Annotated in this window: 18 protein-coding genes; 17 read left to right on the top strand and 1 reads right to left on the bottom strand. The window is 38.8% G+C overall.

Going from position 1 to position 19,478, the window contains the following annotated elements; all coding sequences use genetic code 11:
• The first annotated feature begins 15 nt into the window (after positions 1 to 15).
• Complete coding sequence (gene pyk / locus J7Q84_RS12975; protein ID WP_209094992.1) at positions 16 to 1,773, top strand: pyruvate kinase; 1,758 nt, start codon at positions 16 to 18, stop codon at positions 1,771 to 1,773.
• A gap of 105 nt (positions 1,774 to 1,878) precedes the next feature.
• Positions 1,879 to 2,271, top strand: coding sequence for an FxsA family protein (locus J7Q84_RS12970; RefSeq protein WP_209094991.1), 393 nt, complete (start codon positions 1,879 to 1,881; stop codon positions 2,269 to 2,271).
• Between the two features lie 46 nt (positions 2,272 to 2,317).
• On the opposite strand, the gene ytvI is transcribed toward J7Q84_RS12970, so the two are convergent.
• Positions 2,318 to 3,433 (bottom strand): sporulation integral membrane protein YtvI, encoded by a 1,116-nt coding sequence (gene ytvI, locus J7Q84_RS12965; RefSeq protein ID WP_209094990.1) that lies wholly within the window; start codon positions 3,431 to 3,433, stop codon positions 2,318 to 2,320.
• Between the two features lie 157 nt (positions 3,434 to 3,590).
• Here ytvI and J7Q84_RS12960 point away from each other — a divergent pair, with 157 nt between their 5' ends.
• From J7Q84_RS12960 to nrdR, 15 genes are all read left to right on the top strand, one after another.
• Positions 3,591 to 4,052, top strand: coding sequence for a DUF441 domain-containing protein (locus J7Q84_RS12960; protein ID WP_209095012.1), 462 nt, complete (start codon positions 3,591 to 3,593; stop codon positions 4,050 to 4,052).
• 224 nt (positions 4,053 to 4,276) lie between these two features.
• Positions 4,277 to 5,395: a citrate synthase gene (gene citZ, locus J7Q84_RS12955; protein ID WP_209094989.1), complete on the top strand. Its 1,119-nt coding sequence runs from the start codon at positions 4,277 to 4,279 to the stop codon at positions 5,393 to 5,395.
• A gap of 139 nt (positions 5,396 to 5,534) precedes the next feature.
• Complete coding sequence (gene icd / locus J7Q84_RS12950; protein WP_209094988.1) at positions 5,535 to 6,830, top strand: NADP-dependent isocitrate dehydrogenase; 1,296 nt, start codon at positions 5,535 to 5,537, stop codon at positions 6,828 to 6,830.
• A gap of 20 nt (positions 6,831 to 6,850) precedes the next feature.
• Positions 6,851 to 7,789 (top strand): malate dehydrogenase, encoded by a 939-nt coding sequence (gene mdh / locus J7Q84_RS12945; RefSeq protein WP_209094987.1) that lies wholly within the window; start codon positions 6,851 to 6,853, stop codon positions 7,787 to 7,789.
• A 217-nt stretch (positions 7,790 to 8,006) separates the two neighbouring features.
• Complete coding sequence (locus J7Q84_RS12940; RefSeq protein WP_209094986.1) at positions 8,007 to 8,480, top strand: MaoC family dehydratase; 474 nt, start codon at positions 8,007 to 8,009, stop codon at positions 8,478 to 8,480.
• Between the two features lie 266 nt (positions 8,481 to 8,746).
• Positions 8,747 to 9,463: a response regulator transcription factor gene (locus J7Q84_RS12935; RefSeq protein WP_209094985.1), complete on the top strand. Its 717-nt coding sequence runs from the start codon at positions 8,747 to 8,749 to the stop codon at positions 9,461 to 9,463.
• Positions 9,456 to 11,219: a two-component system histidine kinase PnpS gene (gene pnpS, locus J7Q84_RS12930; protein ID WP_209094984.1), complete on the top strand. Its 1,764-nt coding sequence runs from the start codon at positions 9,456 to 9,458 to the stop codon at positions 11,217 to 11,219. Before J7Q84_RS12935 ends, pnpS begins: the two co-directional genes overlap by 8 nt.
• 378 nt (positions 11,220 to 11,597) lie before the next feature.
• A complete protein-coding gene (polA, locus tag J7Q84_RS12925) occupies positions 11,598 to 14,231 on the top strand; it encodes a DNA polymerase I (protein WP_209094983.1) in 2,634 nt (877 codons plus the stop codon).
• Between the two features lie 13 nt (positions 14,232 to 14,244).
• The gene (mutM, locus tag J7Q84_RS12920) at positions 14,245 to 15,081 is read left to right on the top strand and encodes a DNA-formamidopyrimidine glycosylase (protein WP_209095011.1); all 837 of its coding nucleotides are present in this window, start codon (positions 14,245 to 14,247) and stop codon (positions 15,079 to 15,081) included.
• A gap of 59 nt (positions 15,082 to 15,140) precedes the next feature.
• Positions 15,141 to 15,779 carry a sporulation membrane protein YtaF gene (ytaF, locus tag J7Q84_RS12915; protein WP_209094982.1) on the top strand — a complete coding sequence of 213 codons (639 nt, stop codon included), beginning with the start codon at positions 15,141 to 15,143 and terminating at the stop codon, positions 15,777 to 15,779.
• Between the two features lie 124 nt (positions 15,780 to 15,903).
• Positions 15,904 to 16,506, top strand: coding sequence for a dephospho-CoA kinase (gene coaE / locus J7Q84_RS12910; protein ID WP_209094981.1), 603 nt, complete (start codon positions 15,904 to 15,906; stop codon positions 16,504 to 16,506).
• A 120-nt stretch (positions 16,507 to 16,626) separates the two neighbouring features.
• Entirely contained in the window at positions 16,627 to 17,655 is a 1,029-nt protein-coding gene (locus tag J7Q84_RS12905) for a glyceraldehyde-3-phosphate dehydrogenase (RefSeq protein WP_209094980.1), read from the top strand.
• 281 nt (positions 17,656 to 17,936) lie between these two features.
• On the top strand, positions 17,937 to 18,320 hold the full coding sequence (gene speD, locus J7Q84_RS12900; RefSeq protein ID WP_209094979.1) for an adenosylmethionine decarboxylase: 384 nt from the start codon (positions 17,937 to 17,939) through the stop codon (positions 18,318 to 18,320).
• Between the two features lie 169 nt (positions 18,321 to 18,489).
• Complete coding sequence (locus J7Q84_RS12895) at positions 18,490 to 18,894, top strand: cytosolic protein (RefSeq protein WP_209094978.1); 405 nt, start codon at positions 18,490 to 18,492, stop codon at positions 18,892 to 18,894.
• A gap of 36 nt (positions 18,895 to 18,930) precedes the next feature.
• Positions 18,931 to 19,392 (top strand): transcriptional regulator NrdR, encoded by a 462-nt coding sequence (nrdR, locus tag J7Q84_RS12890; RefSeq protein ID WP_209094977.1) that lies wholly within the window; start codon positions 18,931 to 18,933, stop codon positions 19,390 to 19,392.
• Positions 19,393 to 19,478 lie beyond the last annotated feature (86 nt).

The raw sequence follows: 19,478 nt of genomic DNA, 5'->3' as shown, positions 1-19,478 counted from the left end.
AGTGGAGGTAAAAAAATGCGCAAGACAAAAATTGTATGTACAATTGGACCTGCAAGTGAAAGTATTGAAAAGTTAACTCAGTTAATTGAAACAGGAATGAACGTAGCTCGCTTGAACTTCTCACACGGAAATCATGAGGAGCATGCGGCAAGAATTCAAAGCATTCGTGAGGCTGCGAAACAAACAGGTAAAACAGTAGCGGTTTTACTTGATACAAAAGGACCAGAAATTCGTACGAACGACTTTGAGAACGGGCAAGCAGAATTGAAAATGGGTGCAGAAGTCACTATTTCTATGAACGAAGTACTTGGGACAGCAGAGAAGTTTTCTGTAACTTATTCTGGTCTTTATGATGATGTCGAGCCCGGATCTCGTATTTTAATTGATGATGGTTTAATTGAACTGGAAGTACTAGAAAAGGGAAATAATGAAATTCGTACAAAAGTACTGAACAGCGGAATAGTAAAAAATAAAAAAGGTGTAAATGTACCAAACGTCAGCATTAAGCTTCCGGGGATTACAGAAAAAGACGTGAAGGATATTATATTTGGTATCGAGCAGGGAGTAGACTTCATTGCAGCTTCTTTTGTGCGTAAGGCGTCAGATGTTTTAGAAATTCGAGAGCTGCTGGAAGAGTATAAAGCATCTCACATTCAAATCATTCCTAAGATTGAAAATCAAGAAGGAATCGATAACATCGATTCTATTTTGGAAGTATCGGATGGTTTGATGGTTGCACGCGGAGATATGGGTGTGGAAATTCCCCCCGAAGAAGTGCCGCTTGTACAAAAGCGCTTAATTAAAAAATGCAACCTATTAGGCAAGCCGGTGATTACAGCTACGCAAATGTTAGATTCTATGCAGCGTAATCCTCGTCCAACACGCGCAGAAGCAAGTGACGTGGCGAATGCTATTTTTGATGGTACGGATGCTATTATGCTGTCCGGTGAAACGGCAGCTGGGTCTTATCCAGTAGAATCGGTAAAGATGATGTCAACTATCGCTTCTCGTGTAGAGCGCTCTCTACAATACCAAGATTTGTTCAGAAAGCGAATGAAGGAAGCAAAATCAACTATTACAGATGCTATTAGTCAATCAGTTGCACATACGGCTATCGCATTAGATGTAGCAGCTATCTTAACGCCAACAGAAAGTGGCTATACAGCAAAGATGATTTCAAAATACCGTCCAAAATCTCAGGTTATTGCTGTTACATTTGATGAGAGAGTATGCCGTAAGCTTGCTCTTGTTTGGGGAGTACATGCTCTCTTGGCTAGTGAAAAGGCAAGCTCTACAGATGAAATAATTGAGACTGCTATAAATACAAGCATGGATACCGGTTTGATTGGCTTTGGAGACACTGTTGTGATTACTGCAGGCGTTCCAGTAGGAGAAACAGGTACAACAAATATGATGAAAGTGCATGTTGTTGGTGAGCCGCTTGTGAAAGGTCAAGGGATTGGCCGTAGAACAGCAACAGGAAAAGTCGTTGTCGCAAAAACAGCAGAGGAAGCAATGGCAAAAATGAACAAAGGTGACATCCTTGTCGCAAACACAACGGAAAAAGATATGATGCCGGCTGTAGAAAAAGCAGGTGCTCTTGTCATTGAAGAAGGTGGATTGACAAGTCATGCAGCTATAGTTGGTGTAACACTTGGCATTCCGGTAATCGTGGGTGTAAACAATGCAACGGTTCTATTGAAAGATGGACAAGATATCACTGTAGATGCGGCTCGCGGAATTATTTATAATGGACATGCAGTAGTACTGTAAGCATATAATAAGAGAAGGAGATATCCTTCTCTTTTTTTATGTAAACACAAGGATATGTAAAACTTGGCACAGGTTTCGTTCGTCTTATTTATATGGAGGGATACTATGTATAAAATTCTTGTATTTTTCTTTATTTTAATACCTGCTATAGAAGTGACATTGCTGGTTACTTCCAGTCATCTTATTGGAATTTGGGCAACGTTTCTCATTATTTTGGGAACAGGGATTATCGGTGCATATTTAGCGAAACAGCAAGGGGTAGAAGTGGTTCGAGAAATACGTTACCGTATGAGCCGGGGGCAATTTCCTACAGATTCGCTACTGGATGGCGTATGTATCTTAATAGGAGCAACGCTATTGCTGACTCCAGGATATGCGACTGACATTTTAGGATTTTTGTTGTTGATTCCAGTTACACGCAAGCCATTTAAAGTGTTAATCGGAAAATGGATGGAAAAGAAAATTCGTGACGGATCCACGAAAATTATTTGGAGATGAATAAATGAAAAACGCTCGACTATTGCGAGCGTTTTTTTATGCAAGTTTATACGCTTTTCCCTTTAATAAATCTCCATAAATCACTAAAAATATTTGCGTTATATAATGTTTTTAAAATAACAAGGCTAACAGGACCGATAATTAACCCGAAAAATCCAAACAGTTTAAATCCGACAAAGAGAGCAATTAAAGTCGGAAGCGGGTCTAATCCAATATTAGAAGATAAAACTTTTGGTTCCATCAGTTGACGTTGGACAATCACTACAATATACAGAATAAGTAAGCCGATAGCAAGCGTTGTATTCCCGGTAAAGTAGCAATAAATGATCCATGGTACAAACACAGCGCCTGTCCCCAGGTAAGGGAGTAAATCAACCAGACCGGTAATAAGAGCGATTGTGATAGCATAGGGAACATGTAATATAAGTAATCCCACTAGCACTATAACAGTGGTCATAGAAATTAAAGTGAATTGAGCTTTTACAAACCCGAACAGAGCCTTCTTTAAGTCTTCTGTGATGTAATGACTATAGCCTTGCACTCGATTTGGCATAAAGCGTTTAAGCCATCTGCCTATTCGATACCAGTCGTTACTGATAAAAAAGGTAGCGAGCAGAACGAAAATTAATACGGTTGCTGTATTAGGTAAAGCGCCAAGAAATGTTTTGAGCCCTCGTAGAATATCTGTTAATATTTCCTGTCCTTTTTCAGTTAAATCTGTACCGAAATTTCGTATATTATCCATGATGGTTTGCTGTTGTGAATCTTCGAGACGATTAAACTTTGCCAACAAATCATTATAAAGCGGCATAATAGTATTGACAGTAAATTCCTGTAAATAAGTAATCAGTTTGGCAAAGTTATCCGGCAGTACTTCTAATAAATAAGAAGAGGCTGCAATAATCTCTGTAACTAAGAGAGTCACTAATCCTGCTAATATTCCAAACATAAGAATGAGTGAAAAAAAAGCTGCTAAAGCGCGTGGAAACCGAACCTTTCTTTCTAAAAAATTTACGATTGGATTCATAATATAAGCCAAAAGAAAGGCGATAATAAAGGGATAGATCAAACCGGATACATACCATGCTAAGTAAAATCCTGTAACGGCAATAACGAGTACAACAGCAAATCGAATGGTTCCGAAGACATAATTTTTATTCAAATATATCCTCCCCTGCTTGTATATAGTTCATACGAATTTACGATGTAATGCTGGCACGAATGTGTATACTCTAGTATATATGGCTTAATTTTACAATGTTCTGAAAATAAAGAAAAGCAGTGTGTGCAACTTTATATAAAATATTGAAAGGATGAACATCATGAGCCAATCCACAATCTTTTTATTAGTTTTATTGGCAATCGGATACTTTGCTAAAAACCAGTCGTTAACCGTAGCAGTTATGATTTTGTTGGCAATTAAATGGACTATGCTCGGGGACAAGGTATTTCCTTATTTACAGGAAAAGGGAATCAATTTAGGAGTAACAGTTATCACAATTGCTGTATTAGTGCCAATTGCAACGGGAGAGATTGGTTTTAAGCAGCTTACAGAAGCGGTAAAATCATATTACGCTTGGATCGCCCTTATTTCAGGGATCCTGGTCGCGTTATTGGCTAAAGGGGGAGTTCAGCTTCTTGCAAAGGATCCGCATATTACAACTGCTCTTGTATTTGGTACCATTTTAGCTGTCGCTTTATTCCGAGGAGTTGCTGTCGGACCGTTAATCGGAGCAGGGATTGCGTACGTATTTATGAATCTTGTGAGCCTATGGAAATAGAAATATTTTATTTTAATATAAATTTATTGAATTCTTTTCATTCACAAAAGTCAGATAATTGTTTATAATGATTATAGGGATATGCCCCTTCTACATTTTTCAATAGTTAATAAGGTAGAATATGCGAGAAGAGTAACAATTGCACAAGATGATGCTCTAGCCCAGATATAATATTAAGAAGGGTGAGCGTAGGATGGGGACATTGGAGAAAAGGAGAGATCATTATGACGGTTATTAGAGGTCTTGAAGGGATAGTTGCTACAACATCATCAATCAGCTCTATTATTGATGATACATTAACATATGTAGGATACAATATTGATGATTTAGCAGAGTATGCTAGTTTTGAAGAGATTGTTTATTTATTATGGCATAGAAAGCTTCCAAATAAAGCTGAGCTACAAGAATTAAAGCAACAATTGTCTGAGAATACCAGCGTTCCTACAGAAATTCTCCATTATTTAAAAACAACAAAATTAGATAATGTACATCCGATGACAGTGTTACGTACAGCTATTTCCATGCTAGCATTATATGACGAAAATGCTGAAGCAATGGACAAGCAATCTAATTATTTGAAAGCGGTTAAATTACAGGCGCAAATTTCTACTTTAGTAGCGGCATTTGCAAGAATCCGAAAAGGGTTAGAGCCAGTAGCACCTCATGCTGATTTAGGCTTCGCAGCTAATTTCTTGTACATGCTGAATGAGCGTATTCCAAATGAAGTGGAGATTGAAGCTTTTGATAAAGCATTAGTATTGCATGCAGACCATGAATTGAATGCGTCTACATTCACTGCACGCGTTTGTGTAGCAACATTGTCTGATGTATACTCTGGCATTACAGCTGCCATTGGAGCATTAAAAGGCCCGCTTCATGGCGGAGCAAATGAAAATGTAATGAAGATGTTATTAGAGATTGGTGAGGTTGAAAATGTAGAGCCTTATATTTTGAATGCGCTTAACAATAAAGTGAAAATCATGGGCTTTGGTCACCGCGTATATCAAAACGGCGATCCGCGTGCGAAGCATTTGAAACAAATGTCCGAACAACTATGTATTATGAACGGTGAAAGAAAATGGTATGATATGTCTGTAAAAATTGAAGAGATTGTAACATCTTCTAAAAATTTACCGCCAAACGTAGACTTTTATTCTGCAAGCGTATATCATTGTTTAGGAATCGAGCACGATTTATTTACACCTATCTTTGCTGTAAGCCGTACATCTGGCTGGTTGGCTCATATTCTAGAACAATATGAAAATAATCGTTTAATCCGTCCGCGTGCAGATTATACTGGGCCAACGCACCAAAAATATGTACCATTAGAACAAAGAGGTTAATTCGTCTGGAGAATTCTGATTCTTTCGGATAGATTTAATCATTGCAACATTTGAAATTGATTAATTGTTTTGAGCTAGGGAGGCAACCTTGCCTTCCTTGGCTTCATGCATATATTTTTGACATATGGGGGTAATCGCATTGACTACAGGGCAAAAAATTACAGTAATTGACGGCATCATGAATGTGCCTAATAATCCTATCGTTCCTTTTATTGAAGGAGATGGCACTGGTCCCGACATTTGGGCAGCTGCTTCCCGCGTATTAGACGCAGCTGTTGAAAAGGCATATAACGGTGACAAGAAAATTGTTTGGAAAGAAGTATTAGCGGGTGAAAAAGCCTTCAATCAAACAGGGGAATGGCTTCCGCAAGAAACTTTGAATATAATTGATGAATATTTACTGGCAATCAAAGGGCCGTTAACAACTCCGGTAGGCGGAGGTATCCGTTCTTTAAACGTAGCGCTTCGTCAAGAGCTTGACTTGTACGTATGCTTGCGTCCAGTACGCTATTTTGAAGGAGTTCCTTCTCCTGTAAAGCGTCCAGAAGACACTGATATGGTTATTTTCCGTGAAAACACAGAGGATATCTATGCTGGAATCGAATATGCAAAAGGAAGCGCAGAAGTACAAAAGGTAGTAGAATTTTTACAAAATGAAATGGGAGTTAAAAAAATTCGCTTCCCTGAAACTTCTGGAATTGGTATTAAGCCTGTTTCTGAAGAAGGAACAAAACGTCTTGTGCGTGCCGCAATTCAATATGCAATTAACGAAAACCGCAAATCTGTAACATTAGTTCATAAAGGAAACATCATGAAGTATACAGAAGGCGCGTTCAAAAACTGGGGCTATGAAGTAGCAGAACAAGAATTCGCTGATAAAGTATTCACATGGGCTGAGTATGATCGCATTGTAGAAAAGGAAGGCAAAGCTGCTGCGAACCAAGCTATGGCTGATGCAGAAGCTGCTGGTAAAATTATTGTGAAAGATTCCATTGCGGATATCTTCTTACAGCAAATTTTAACTCGTCCGCGCGAGTTTGATGTAGTTGCTACAATGAACTTAAATGGAGACTATATTTCCGATGCATTAGCTGCTCAAGTGGGCGGTATTGGAATCGCTCCAGGAGCAAACATCAACTATGTAACAGGACATGCTATCTTTGAAGCAACCCACGGTACTGCTCCAAAATATGCAGGCTTAGATAAAGTGAATCCTTCTTCTGTCGTTCTGTCTGGCGTGTTAATGCTTGAGCATATGGGCTGGAACGAAGCGGCAAAATTAATCACTAATTCCATGGAGAAGACAATTGCTTCTAAAGTGGTAACTTATGACTTTGCTCGTTTAATGGATGGAGCAACAGAAGTGAAATGCTCTGAGTTTGCAAATGAATTAATTAAAAACATGGATGCAAAAACAGCAGTAGAAAACGTATAAGAATGTAGGGGAGGAAAAATATGGCGATCAAACGTAAAAAGGTTTCCGTAATCGGTGCAGGTTTTACAGGTGCAACAACTGCTTTCTTATTAGCTCAAAAAGAGTTAAGTGATGTGGTATTAGTTGATATTCCACAATTAGAAAATCCGACAAAGGGTAAAGCGTTAGATATGTTAGAAGCAAGTCCGATTCAAGGCTTTGATGCAAATGTTATCGGTACTTCTGATTATGCTGACACTGCTGATTCGGATGTAGTTGTTATTACTGCCGGCATCGCACGCAAACCGGGCATGAGCCGCGATGATCTTGTGACAACAAACTCCAAAATTATGAAAACTGTTACACAAGAAATTGTAAAATACTCTCCAAACTGTACAATTATCGTATTAACAAATCCAGTAGATGCGATGACATATACAGTGTTTAAAGAGTCTGGCTTCCCGAAAGAGCGTGTAATCGGACAATCTGGCGTATTAGATACCGCTCGTTTCCGTACCTTTGTAGCACAAGAATTAAACTTATCCGTGAAGGATGTTACAGGTTTCGTATTAGGAGGACATGGTGACGAAATGGTTCCTCTTGTACGTTACTCTTATGCGGGCGGTATTCCGCTTGAAACATTAATTCCAAAAGAGCGTCTCGATGCAATCGTTGAACGTACAAGAAAAGGCGGCGGTGAGATCGTAAATCTATTAGGAAATGGCAGCGCATATTATGCCCCTGCAGCTTCCCTAGTAGAGATGACAGAGGCTATTTTAAAAGACCAACGTCGCGTTCTTCCTGCCATCGCTTATTTAGAAGGTGAATACGGCTACAGTAATCTTTACCTAGGTGTACCGGTAATCCTTGGCGGAAGCGGCCTTGAAAAGATCATCGAGCTGGATCTTTTGGAAGAAGAAAAAGCAGCATTAGACCGCTCTGCTGAATCCGTTAAGAACGTCATGAAGGTTTTAGAATAACTTTGGACATAAAGGAAAAGATTCGGGAATATGTTTCCGAATCTTTTTCCAACTATAAAACATTATTTTTTTGATATAATTTGAAACCGCTATCATCTTGATATGAGAGTTTCGTAATTAGATGGATTCTAGCTTTAAAAGACTTAATTTTTAGAAAATATTACATTGCTATAGGAAAGAGTTAGCTAGTTTTGGTAAAGACAACGGAGGTGCTCATATGCTAAGAAAAAAAGGCAAGCTTGGTCGTAAAATGGAAGAGATTTCAGTTGGAGAAAAGCTTACGTTAACAGAAAAGATAGAAGATAAGGATTTGCTTCTTTACCTTGGTTTGACTGATGATGCCAACCCTTTGTATATTCAACATGATTATGCATCTCAAACGCCATACCAAAAACCGATTGTGCCGAGTTCAATGCTTACAGGAATTGTAACGACTGCTGTTACAAAATATTTACCAGGACCGGGCAGTCATGTAGTAAGGCAAGAGCTTGAATTTTCTAAGCCAGTATATCACTATGCAACCCTTCAATTAGAGTTTGAAGTAGTAGCCGCTTATCCTGAAGAAAATCTGATTGAGATGAGAATATTTGGTGAGGATGAACAAGGACATACAGTTATTAAAGGAATGTTAACAGTATGCCCGCCGCACCAACTTTCTTCTATTATGGAAAAAGCAATGGATAATTTTTAAGAGACGCTGTCTGCGTCTTTTTTATTTTGTTTCAATGACCTTGATACAAGAGTGTGAGGGGAAAAGGAGATAATAGCTCGTAATAGCCCGCTTCTGTCAGCGGAGAACCTTTCCTTTGATAGTAGCTTCATTTTGTATGAGAATGCTACTCAAGCAAATAGTCAGTAGTTCACAAATGTAGTGTTTAATAGTATGATTAAAATGTACAAATAGATAGATAATATACGGATGAAGTGTGGTTTTACAATATAGGCTGGAGGAACAGAATGGGTAATCGAATTTTAGTGGTAGATGATGAAGAATTTATCTCAACGTTAATCGAATTTAACCTGCAACAGGCGGGGTTCGAAGTTATAACGGCGATGGATGGGGAGACAGGATTACAGAGGGCTATGGAAGAGCGTCCTGATTTAATCGTCCTCGATTTGATGCTACCAAAAATGGATGGAATGGAAGTATGCAAGCAACTTCGGTTACAGCGTGTGATGACACCAATTTTAATGCTGACGGCAAAAGATGACGAATTTGATAAAGTGCTAGGGTTAGAACTTGGGGCAGATGATTATATGACCAAACCATTTAGCCCGAGAGAGGTTGTTGCACGTGTGAAGGCTATCTTGCGCCGTACTAAGTTGAGCGAAGAAAATACGCCGGATGAAAAGGCAGACGGCACAATTAATATTGCTGATTTGAAAATTATGCCTGAATACTATGAAGCATATTTTCAAGAAGAGAGGCTCGAGTTGACTCCAAAAGAATTTGAATTGTTGATGTATTTGGCTAAAAATAAAGGTCGTGTTCTAACAAGAGATCAATTGTTAAGTGCTGTGTGGAATTACGACTTTGCAGGGGATACGCGCATCGTAGATGTACATATTAGCCATTTGCGAGACAAAATTGAAAAAAATACGAAAAAGCCAATTTATATAAAGACTATCAGGGGACTAGGATACAAGCTGGAGGAGCCGAAGGGTGATGAATAAATTTCGCTCCCGGCTTCTTTTTGCTTTAATTTCTCTTATCATAACCGTTCTCATTGGACTTGGTTTGTTACTAGGACAATTATTTAAAGGTTTCTATACGGATACGTTAGATAAACGTATAGAGAATGAATTGAAACTTGTTTCCTCGTTAATTGAGGAAACAAGAATATCAAAGACGGAACAACCACAGCGTCTTAGGGATATAGAGGAAGATTTGAAGGTAAAGTTTACGTTGCTTGATGAGAGAGAACGCATCGTATATGACTCCAATGGTATAGAAGGAAAGGCTGAGCAAACTGAACAAATACAGCAGTTGCTGCAGCAAATGAAAAATGATGGGGATAAAGTGCACGTTGTCGATACGAATAGCGGAAAGCATTATTATGGGATAGTAATAGGAAGTAAAGGGAACGAAAAGGAGTATTTAATTACAAGTCTTTCTGTCGAGTCTTTGATGAATATTAATCAAAAAATATGGGGCTTGTTAATAGGAAGTCTTGGCATTGCTTTTATAGTTATTGTTTTTTTAGGAATAAAAATCGCAGCTCAGTATACAAAGCCGATAGAATCAGTAACGGCGGTTGCCATTGAGCTTGCCAAAGGAAATTATAAAGCAAGGGCTTATGAAGATCATGTAGATGAAACAAGAATGCTTAGTGAAGCTATTAATGTGTTGGCACGGAATTTGCAACGGATGACATCAGCTCAGGAAATGCAGCAGGACCGCCTTCATACTCTTATTGAAAATATGGGAAGCGGCATGATTTTAATTGACAGCCGGGGCTATATTAACCTTGTGAATCGTTCGTTTAAGGAAACCTTTCATGTAAATAACGATGAATACTTAGATCAACTATATTATGAAGCATTTCAACATACGCAGATTATTGAACTGGTTGAAGAAATTTTTATGACAGAAGTAAAAGTGCGCAAGCAAATCCTGCTTCCGGTGAAGATTGAACGGAAACATTTTGAGGTGTATGGAGCACCGATTATTGGGACGAACCATGAGTGGAAGGGAATCGTGCTTGTGTTCCATGATATTACTGCACTGAAAAAGCTGGAGCAAATGAGAAAAGATTTTCTTGCTAATGTATCTCATGAGCTTAAAACACCTATTACATCGATAAAAGGATTTTCAGAAACACTTTTGGATGGTGCTATGGAAGATCAAAAGCTGCGTGAATACTTTTTATCCATTATTTTGAAAGAAAGCGATCGAATGCAAGGATTAATTCAAGATTTGCTTGAGCTTTCCAAAATTGAGCAGCAGGGCTTTAAGCTTAATATAGGAGAAGTGGATATGAAGCTGCTTCTGGAAGAAGTTACGGTTATCTTGCAGGGAAAAGCAGATGATAAGCAGATTCAGTTAGATTTACAAGCAGATGAACATATTATCATTTCAGCTGATGCGTTTCGCTTAAAGCAAATTTTTATTAATTTAATGAGCAATGCGCTTTCGTATACTCCTGTTGAAGGACAAGTACAAGTTTCTCTTGAAAATCAAGAGAAACAGATTTGTGTTACTGTACGCGATACAGGAATCGGAATCAGCCAGGAGGAAATTCCGCGCATATTTGAACGATTTTATCGTGTGGATAAGGCCCGTAGCCGCAATACAGGAGGAACTGGGCTTGGGTTGTCGATCGTAAAGCATCTTGTAGAGGCGCATAATGGAAGGATTAAGGTGAAGAGCACGGTTGGGATAGGTACGACATTTATAGTCATATTGCCGAAATACCAAAAAAATAGCTAGTTTACATTATATTAACATTACATTCATTTTTCGTTAATAATATTCTGTTATTCTAATTAACGAAAACCCCTTCATCCAAGGAGTAGTTTTGGACGAGAGTAGATTCCCTTCTATTCTCGTCACTTCCTTTTTGATGTACAAGTGTTTTCGTTTTGTTTAGCGAGCGATCCCCCTGTCTATAGGACTGGGGGTTTTTTCTGTAATCTAAAGCTGTCTGTTCTTTTTATACCTGATGGGGTATAATCGCTACGAGTCTTAACCGTTTTTTACCAGAAAATATCTCTTTTCAGAAAACCGTTATTTTCCTTCTTGTTTCAGGTCATGATAATATAAAGAAGGAAAGAACGGTATTTAGCATTTTGAATGGGGGTACGTGACGTGAAAGAAAAGATAGTTTTAATTGACGGAAACAGCATTGCATACCGAGCTTTTTTTGCTTTGCCGCTTCTTAATAATGACAAAGGAATACATACGAACGCGGTTTACGGTTTTACGATGATGCTGATGAGAATTTTAGAAGAAGAGAAGCCGACACATATACTAGTGGCATTTGATGCGGGAAAAACAACGTTTCGCCATCAAACGTTTAGTGAATATAAAGGAGGACGTCAAAAAACGCCTCCTGAATTATCTGAACAGTTTCCTTTTATTCGGGAGCTTTTAGATGCGTTCCATATTTCCAGATATGAGCTTCCAAATTATGAAGCTGATGATATTATCGGTACGCTAGCTAAGCAAGCAGGTGAACAAGGGATGGAAGTGAAAATCATTTCCGGAGACCGGGATTTACTTCAGCTTGTATCAGACACAACACGTGTGTGCATTACTCGAAAAGGCATTACAGAAGTAGATGAATATACACCAGACGCATTATATGAAAAGTACAGTTTATCACCAGAACAAATTATTGATATGAAGGGTCTCATGGGAGATGCTTCTGACAATATTCCGGGTGTGCCGGGGGTTGGAGAAAAAACGGCAATTAAACTCTTAAAGGAGTATGGAACGATAGAAAGCCTCTATGAAAATCTAGGGGGTGTCAGCGGAAAGAAACTGAAAGAAAAACTTGAAGAAAATAAAGAACAAGCTTTCATGAGTAAGGAATTGGCTACTATCAATACAAATGCTCCAATTGAAATGCAGCTCAATGATATTAACTATAGCTCATATAATCCATCAGAGGTTGTTCCGTTATTTGAAAATCTAGGCTTTAACTCGCTGCTTGATAAAATGGGAGCGGGAGTTGAGATGAAGGAAGCTGCACCGCTCGATGATATCTCGTTTGAAATAGTAGAAGAAATAAATGATGATGTGTTACGTCCGAATTCGGCTCTCATTGTAGAAGTAAATGATGATAATTATCATAATGCACCGATTCAAGGCTTCGGAATTGCCAATGAAACGGGTTACTATTTTATCCCGACTGATGTTGCTTTAGTGTCAGAACGATTTGTAGAGTGGCTGCAAGATGAAGCAGTCACTAAATCCACATTCGATGTAAAAGGTGCAGCAGTCGCACTAAAGTGGAAGGGCATCGAACTGCGGGGAGTGGATTTTGATCTGCTTATTGCCGCTTATTTGCTTGATCCTGCAGAGACAGATAAGGATTTTCGGGCAGTAGCAAAGATGAAGGACTCTCAAGCAATTAAATCGGATGAGGAAGTATATGGAAAAGGTGCAAAGAAAGCAGTGCCGAATCTCGAGGTACTGGCTGATCACATTGTACGAAAAGCAGGCACATTGTATAAGGTTAAAGAATCGTTTATTGAAGAACTGCAGAAGAATGAACAATATGAGTTATTTACAGAGTTGGAAATGCCCCTTGCTATTGTGTTGGCAGACATGGAATATACCGGGGTTTCTGTTGATGCAAACCGGCTGCGAAAAATGGGAGAGGAATTGGCAGCACAGTTACAAGAGATTGAAAAAGAAATCCATGATTTGGCGGGGGAGACTTTCAATATTAACTCGCCTAAGCAGCTTGGTGCGGTATTGTTTGATAAATTAAATTTGCCTGTTATTAAAAAAACGAAAACAGGGTATTCAACATCAGCAGATGTATTGGAAAAGCTGATGGATCGCCATGAAATTATCTCTAAAATTTTGAATTACCGTCAGCTCGGTAAATTATATTCTACATATATTGAAGGGCTCTTAAAGGTTGTGCACGAAGATACGTCAAAAATCCATACTCGTTTTAATCAAGTATTAACTCAAACGGGACGATTAAGTTCAACTGATCCTAATCTGCAGAACATTCCGATTCGATTGGAGGAGGGAAGGAAAATTCGTCAGGCTTTTATTCCGTCACAGAGTGATTGGGTGATATTCGCAGCCGACTATTCTCAAATTGAGCTTCGTGTACTGGCAGAAATTGCAGGTGATAAAGGACTGAAGGATGCTTTCTTGCATGATATGGACATCCACACAAAAACGGCAATGGACGTTTTTGAGGTATCTAAAGATGAGGTTACATCTAATATGAGACGGCAAGCGAAAGCAGTTAACTTCGGAATCGTATATGGAATCAGCGATTATGGATTATCACAAAATTTAGGCATTACTAGGAAGGCTGCTGCGGAATTTATTGAAAAGTATTTAGAAAGCTTCCCAGGTGTACAAGCATATATGGATTCTATCATTCAAGAAGCGAAACAGAATGGATATGTAACGACACTTCTTAAGCGCCGCCGGTACATTCCGGAAATTACGAGTAGAAATTTTAACTTGCGGAGTTTTGCAGAGCGAACTGCAATGAATACACCTATTCAAGGAAGTGCGGCTGATATTATTAAAAAGGCGATGATTGTGATGGCAGAAAGGCTAAAACAAGAAAATTTGCAAACGCGATTATTGCTTCAAGTACACGATGAATTGATTTTTGAAGCACCGAAGGAAGAAATCGCAAAGCTGGAGCAGCTTGTTCCTGAAGTTATGGAGCATGCGATCGCATTGTCTGTTCCGTTAAAAGTAGATTACTCCTATGGTCCGACTTGGTACGACGCAAAATAAGGAAGTGAGAGTATTGCCAGAGCTACCAGAGGTAGAAACAGTGAGACGAACGCTTGAAGCGCTCGTTAAGGGTAAGATGATAGAAGATGTGCTAGTGGATTATCCAAAGCTTGTAAAAGAGCCAGATGATGTAGAAGAGTTTAAGGAGCGCTTGCGTGGAGAAACGATAGAAAAGGTAGGACGAAGAGGCAAGTTTTTGCTTATTTATTTCACACATTATGTTCTCGTGTCTCATCTGCGCATGGAAGGAAAGTATCGCTTGAATCAAACGGGTGAACCGATAGATAAGCATACCCATATCCGTTTTTTATTCACAGATGGAACAGAATTACAGTATAACGATGTAAGGAAATTTGGTACGATGCATTTATTTCGAAAGGGTGAGGAAGAATTATCGCTCCCGCTTTCTGACTTAGGACCAGAACCGTTTCCTGAATATTTGACGACTCAGTATTTAACAGAGCAACTCGAAAAAACAAGCCGAAAGCTGAAAGTTGTTTTGCTTGATCAGCGGGTGCTTGTCGGACTCGGTAATATTTATGTAGATGAAGTATTATTTCGAGCAAGGATTCATCCTGAACGCCCTGCATCTTCATTAGGGGAAGCGGAAACTCAAAAGCTTTATGAAGAAATTGTTGCGACTCTCACAGAAGCAGTCGAAAAAGGCGGCAGCACAATTCGTACTTATATTAATTCACAAGGACAAATCGGTTCATTTCAAAATAGTCTCTATGTGTATGGAAGAAAAGGAGAGGCATGTGTAAGGTGCGGCTCGGCGATTGAAAAAACTGTTGTGGGGGGACGAGGTACTCATTTTTGTCCTGTTTGTCAAAATTTCATAGATGAATAACATCGGATAGGCTTCTGTCATATATATACATATACATTATGTATGAGAGGAGCTGGACGATGTCTCATTCTTTATCACTTCTTCTTTTAGCATTTACATTGAGTCTAGACAGCGGTAGCGTAGGGTTTACGTATGGATTGCGAAATTTACGCATCCCTATTAAATCGATTGTTGTCATAGCACTCTGTTCAGCTGTTGTCATGATGATATCGATGGGGATTGGTCATGGCATTGCTCAAGTGTTTTCTCCTGTGATTGCAAAGAGAATTGGGGGTATTGTACTCATAGCTATTGGAGCTTGGGTGCTTTATCAATTTTTTCAAAGCGATAAAAAAGACAGTGAGCAAATTATAGAGGAAAAAACATTGTTAAAGTTTGAAATCAAATCATTGGGAATCGTCATTCAAATTTTACGCAAACCGACTATGGCTGACTTTGATAAGTCAGGGACCATTTCTGGAATTGAAGCATTGCTGCTTGGTTTAGCTTTGTCGCTTGATTCGTTCGGTGCAGGAATCGGAGCATCCATGTTAGGATACTCTCCATTAATTATGGCTGCTTTGGTAGCGGTGATGAGTTCCGTTTTTCTGGCTGCAGGGATGAAGGCTGGACAATTATTTTCTCACAGTGCATGGTTGCAAAAGCTGACATTTTTACCGGGTGTGTTGTTGATTATGATTGGAATATGGAAAATGTAGTGTAGCGGAACGCGAAGATGAGATGCTCATTTTCGCGTTTTTCTTTATGAACAGGTAATGAGTGGGGTGAAAGTAACATTAACAGGGATAGAAAGCTTACTATACAGTAGAAGAGGAGAGAACTATGACAATAGTTATTGGATTGACAGGCGGAATCGCTAGTGGGAAAAGCACGGTGGCAAATATGATACGAGAGATGGGTATTCCGGTTATTGATGCAGATATTATTGCTCGTCAAGTAGTGGAAGCTGGGGAAGAAGCTTATTCACAAATTGTACAAGTATTCGGAGAAACAATTTTGTTATCTAATGGTGAAATTGACAGAGCAAAGCTCGGAAGCATTATTTTTCATAATGAGGACAAACGGCTCTTATTGAATAGTATTGTACATCCAGCCGTACGAAAACGAATGAATGAGCAAAAAGACTTATGCATTCAAGCAGGAGAGCGTGCCGTTATATTGGATATTCCCTTGTTGTTTGAGAGTAACTTGAAGCATCTTGTAGAGAAAGTGTTACTTATATATGTTGATAAGGATATACAATTGGAGCGGTTGATGAAGCGGAATAATTTATCTGAAGAAGAAGCAAAGGCGCGCATTGCATCTCAAATGCCCCTTTCGGAAAAGGTTGCCCTTGCTGATGAAATCATTAATAATAATGGACTGCTAAAAGAAACAGAAAAGCAGCTACAGGGTGTTTTTAGAAAATGGGGAATTTTTTATTAAAAATAATTAGGTAAATTTATTAAAATTAATGAAATTGTTTAGTGACTTATACTCATTTTGTGCTATACTAATATTGGAGTTCAGGATGAATAGTATAACTCAATCAAGGGGGATAATCACATGATGAATGTTGCAATTAACGGTTTCGGTCGTATCGGAAGAATGGTGTTCCGTCAAGCGGTAAAAGAGGATACATTTCAAATTGTAGCAATTAACGCCAGCTATCCGGCAGAAACGTTAGCACATTTGATTAAATATGACACAATTCACGGTAAATTTGAGGGAACGGTTGAGGCGTTTGACGATCATTTACTAGTAGATGGAAAAATGATTCGCCTTTTAAACTCAAGAGATCCGAAGGAATTGCCTTGGAAAGAGTTAAACGTGGATGTTGTAATCGAAGCAACAGGAAAATTTAACTCAAAAGAAAAAGCAAGTCTTCATATTGAAGCAGGTGCAAAAAAGGTTATTTTAACAGCTCCAGGAAAAAATGAAGATGTGACAATCGTAGTAGGGGTAAATGATGAGACACTAGATATTACTCATCATGATGTCATTTCTAATGCTTCCTGTACAACGAACTGTTTAGCTCCTGTTGTGAAGGTATTAGATGAGCAATTCGGAATTGAAAACGGTTTAATGACAACTGTACATTCTTATACAAACGATCAAAAAAATATCGACAATCCACATAAAGATTTACGCAGAGCACGCGCATGTGCACAATCTATTATTCCTACAACGACGGGTGCTGCGAAAGCGCTATCAAAAGTGCTGCCGCATTTATCTGGAAAGCTGCATGGTATGGCTCTTCGTGTACCGACTCCAAATGTGTCGCTTGTAGACCTTGTAGTAGATTTAAAGAGAGATGTAACAGTAGAGCAAATCAACGATGCATTCTTTGCAGCGTCTGAAGGTTCGATGAAAGGTATTGTCGAATTCTGTAACGAGCCGCTTGTATCTATTGATTTCAATACAAATCCTCATTCTGCTATCATTGATGGACTATCTACAATGGTAATGGGGGATCGCAAAGTTAAAGTACTTGCTTGGTATGACAATGAGTGGGGCTACTCCCGTCGTGTAGTAGATCTTGTGAAAATTGTAGTGGAACAATTTGCGAAGCAAGAAAGTGTACAGCATATCTAATTTCAAAAAATGCCTAAACATTGAAAAAATGTTTAGGCATTTTTATAGTGTTATACATAGCTGTATCTAGAGAGAAGTGTCTTCTCGTTGTGTATATAGTAAAAAAATTAAAAACACTTATTGCAAAATAAAACTAAACGAAGTATACTATCTTTCGTAAACTTTAAATGCATGGGTAAAGTAACTACTTAAAGGGTTAGGACCTCTTTGGACTAACTTTCCCCCGTGGTGGTTCAACCTATCTATGCTAAACTCATAATAGTTAAAGGGGGAACTGTACAATGGAAACTATGGGTCGTCACGTAATTGCAGAGCTTTGGGGTTGCAATTTTGATAAATTGAATGACATGCCTTATATTGAACAGTTATTTGTAGATGCTGCACTGCGCGCAGGTGCGGAAGTACGAGAAGTTGCGTTTCACAAATTTGCACCACAAGGAGTAAGCGGAGTTGTTATTATTTCTGAATCTCACTTAACAATTCACAGCTTCCCTGAGCACGGTTATGCAAGCATTGATGTTTATACTTGTGGAGATCGCATTGATCCGAATGTTGCAGCAGACTTTATTGCTGAAGGCTTAGGTGCTGAAACGAGAGAGAGCATTGAGCTTCCTCGCGGTATGGGATCTATTGAAATTAAACAACGAGATGCAAAAGTTCTTTAAAAAAGAAAATAATTGCTTTAAAATGTAAAGAGGTGTATTATACACCTCTTTTTAATTTTACCCTGCTAAACAGCGGAGGGTTAGCTAATACTGGAAATATCAATACGGTATGCTATGCTTTCAGAAGATTCACTGTAAAATACGTACTAACACTAGAAGAGGTGTACATATGGGATTGTTTCAAAAAGCGCAAAATTTCTTCAGCGCTCATGCCGAAACGAATGACAATCATCATGATGAACAATTAAAAAGCCGTTATTATAAAACGAATACAAAAAATGCATTAAAGGTTGTACAAGAGATTTTGACAGGATTGAACGGATATAAGATCACTTCTGTTTCAGAAGAACGCGGAGAGATCAGTGTTTTAGTTTCCTCTGGTAAACAAGCGCTTATGATTATTACCGTTATTACGATTCGGCCGTTTGAAACTGCTGTTGATTTTTCTGTTTCTACCGATACAACTATGCTGCCGACTGATTTTGGATTTAGTAAACGTGTTATACTAGATATGTATGAACGATTAGACAAACAATTGATTTTCATTGGAACAAGCTTGAGCGAAAAGATGTAAGGGGACATTATGGATTAAGGGGATGGAGTTGATTGTATGCGTTGTCCAACGTGCTTTCATAACGGAACCAGAGTGTTAGATTCACGTCCTGTAGATGAGGGGCGCTCGATTAGAAGACGAAGAGAATGCGAGAAGTGTACGCATCGTTTTACGACATTTGAAAGAGTGGAAGAAACGCCTCTTGTTGTTGTTAAAAAGGAAGGAACACGGGAGGAGTTCAGTAAAGAAAAAATATTACGGGGGCTTATTAAAGCATGTGAAAAACGCCCTGTATCTTTGAAACAGCTTGAAGAAGTGACGCAAAGTGTAGAACGGGAACTCCGTAACTTAGGAGCATCAGAAGTGAATAGTGAGCATGTCGGTGAAATGGTTATGGATCACTTACGAGAAATTGATGAAGTGGCGTATGTCCGCTTTGCTTCTGTCTATCGTCAGTTTAAAGATTTAAACGTATTTATTGACGAGCTTAGAGATATCTTACAAAAAGAACGAAAATAAAAGAAGAGCTGCAAGCCCAGGCTGTCAGCTCTTTTTTACCATACGGCTTCTCATGGAAATCGTGTCTGCTTTTCTAATATAGAAAG

The organism is Bacillus sp. 165 (genome assembly GCF_017742235.1).
Classification (GTDB): Bacteria; Bacillota; Bacilli; order Bacillales; family Bacillaceae_G; genus JAGHKQ01.
Note: the sequence above shows the minus strand (reverse complement) of the source record. Positions and strands in the feature narration are given on the sequence as shown.

What these genes read in the sequence shown, in the direction of transcription:
- pyk (WP_209094992.1), top strand. Translation starts at nt 16, where the DNA reads ATGCGCAAGACAAAAATTGTATGTACAATTGGACCTGCAAGTGAAAGT.
- J7Q84_RS12970 (WP_209094991.1), top strand. Translation starts at nt 1,879, where the DNA reads ATGTATAAAATTCTTGTATTTTTCTTTATTTTAATACCTGCTATAGAA.
- citZ (WP_209094989.1), top strand. Translation starts at nt 4,277, where the DNA reads ATGACGGTTATTAGAGGTCTTGAAGGGATAGTTGCTACAACATCATCA.
- mdh (WP_209094987.1), top strand. Translation starts at nt 6,851, where the DNA reads ATGGCGATCAAACGTAAAAAGGTTTCCGTAATCGGTGCAGGTTTTACA.
- J7Q84_RS12940 (WP_209094986.1), top strand. Translation starts at nt 8,007, where the DNA reads ATGCTAAGAAAAAAAGGCAAGCTTGGTCGTAAAATGGAAGAGATTTCA.
- J7Q84_RS12935 (WP_209094985.1), top strand. Translation starts at nt 8,747, where the DNA reads ATGGGTAATCGAATTTTAGTGGTAGATGATGAAGAATTTATCTCAACG.
- pnpS (WP_209094984.1), top strand. Translation starts at nt 9,456, where the DNA reads ATGAATAAATTTCGCTCCCGGCTTCTTTTTGCTTTAATTTCTCTTATC.
- ytaF (WP_209094982.1), top strand. Translation starts at nt 15,141, where the DNA reads ATGTCTCATTCTTTATCACTTCTTCTTTTAGCATTTACATTGAGTCTA.
- coaE (WP_209094981.1), top strand. Translation starts at nt 15,904, where the DNA reads ATGACAATAGTTATTGGATTGACAGGCGGAATCGCTAGTGGGAAAAGC.
- J7Q84_RS12905 (WP_209094980.1), top strand. Translation starts at nt 16,627, where the DNA reads ATGATGAATGTTGCAATTAACGGTTTCGGTCGTATCGGAAGAATGGTG.
- speD (WP_209094979.1), top strand. Translation starts at nt 17,937, where the DNA reads ATGGAAACTATGGGTCGTCACGTAATTGCAGAGCTTTGGGGTTGCAAT.
- J7Q84_RS12895 (WP_209094978.1), top strand. Translation starts at nt 18,490, where the DNA reads ATGGGATTGTTTCAAAAAGCGCAAAATTTCTTCAGCGCTCATGCCGAA.
- nrdR (WP_209094977.1), top strand. Translation starts at nt 18,931, where the DNA reads ATGCGTTGTCCAACGTGCTTTCATAACGGAACCAGAGTGTTAGATTCA.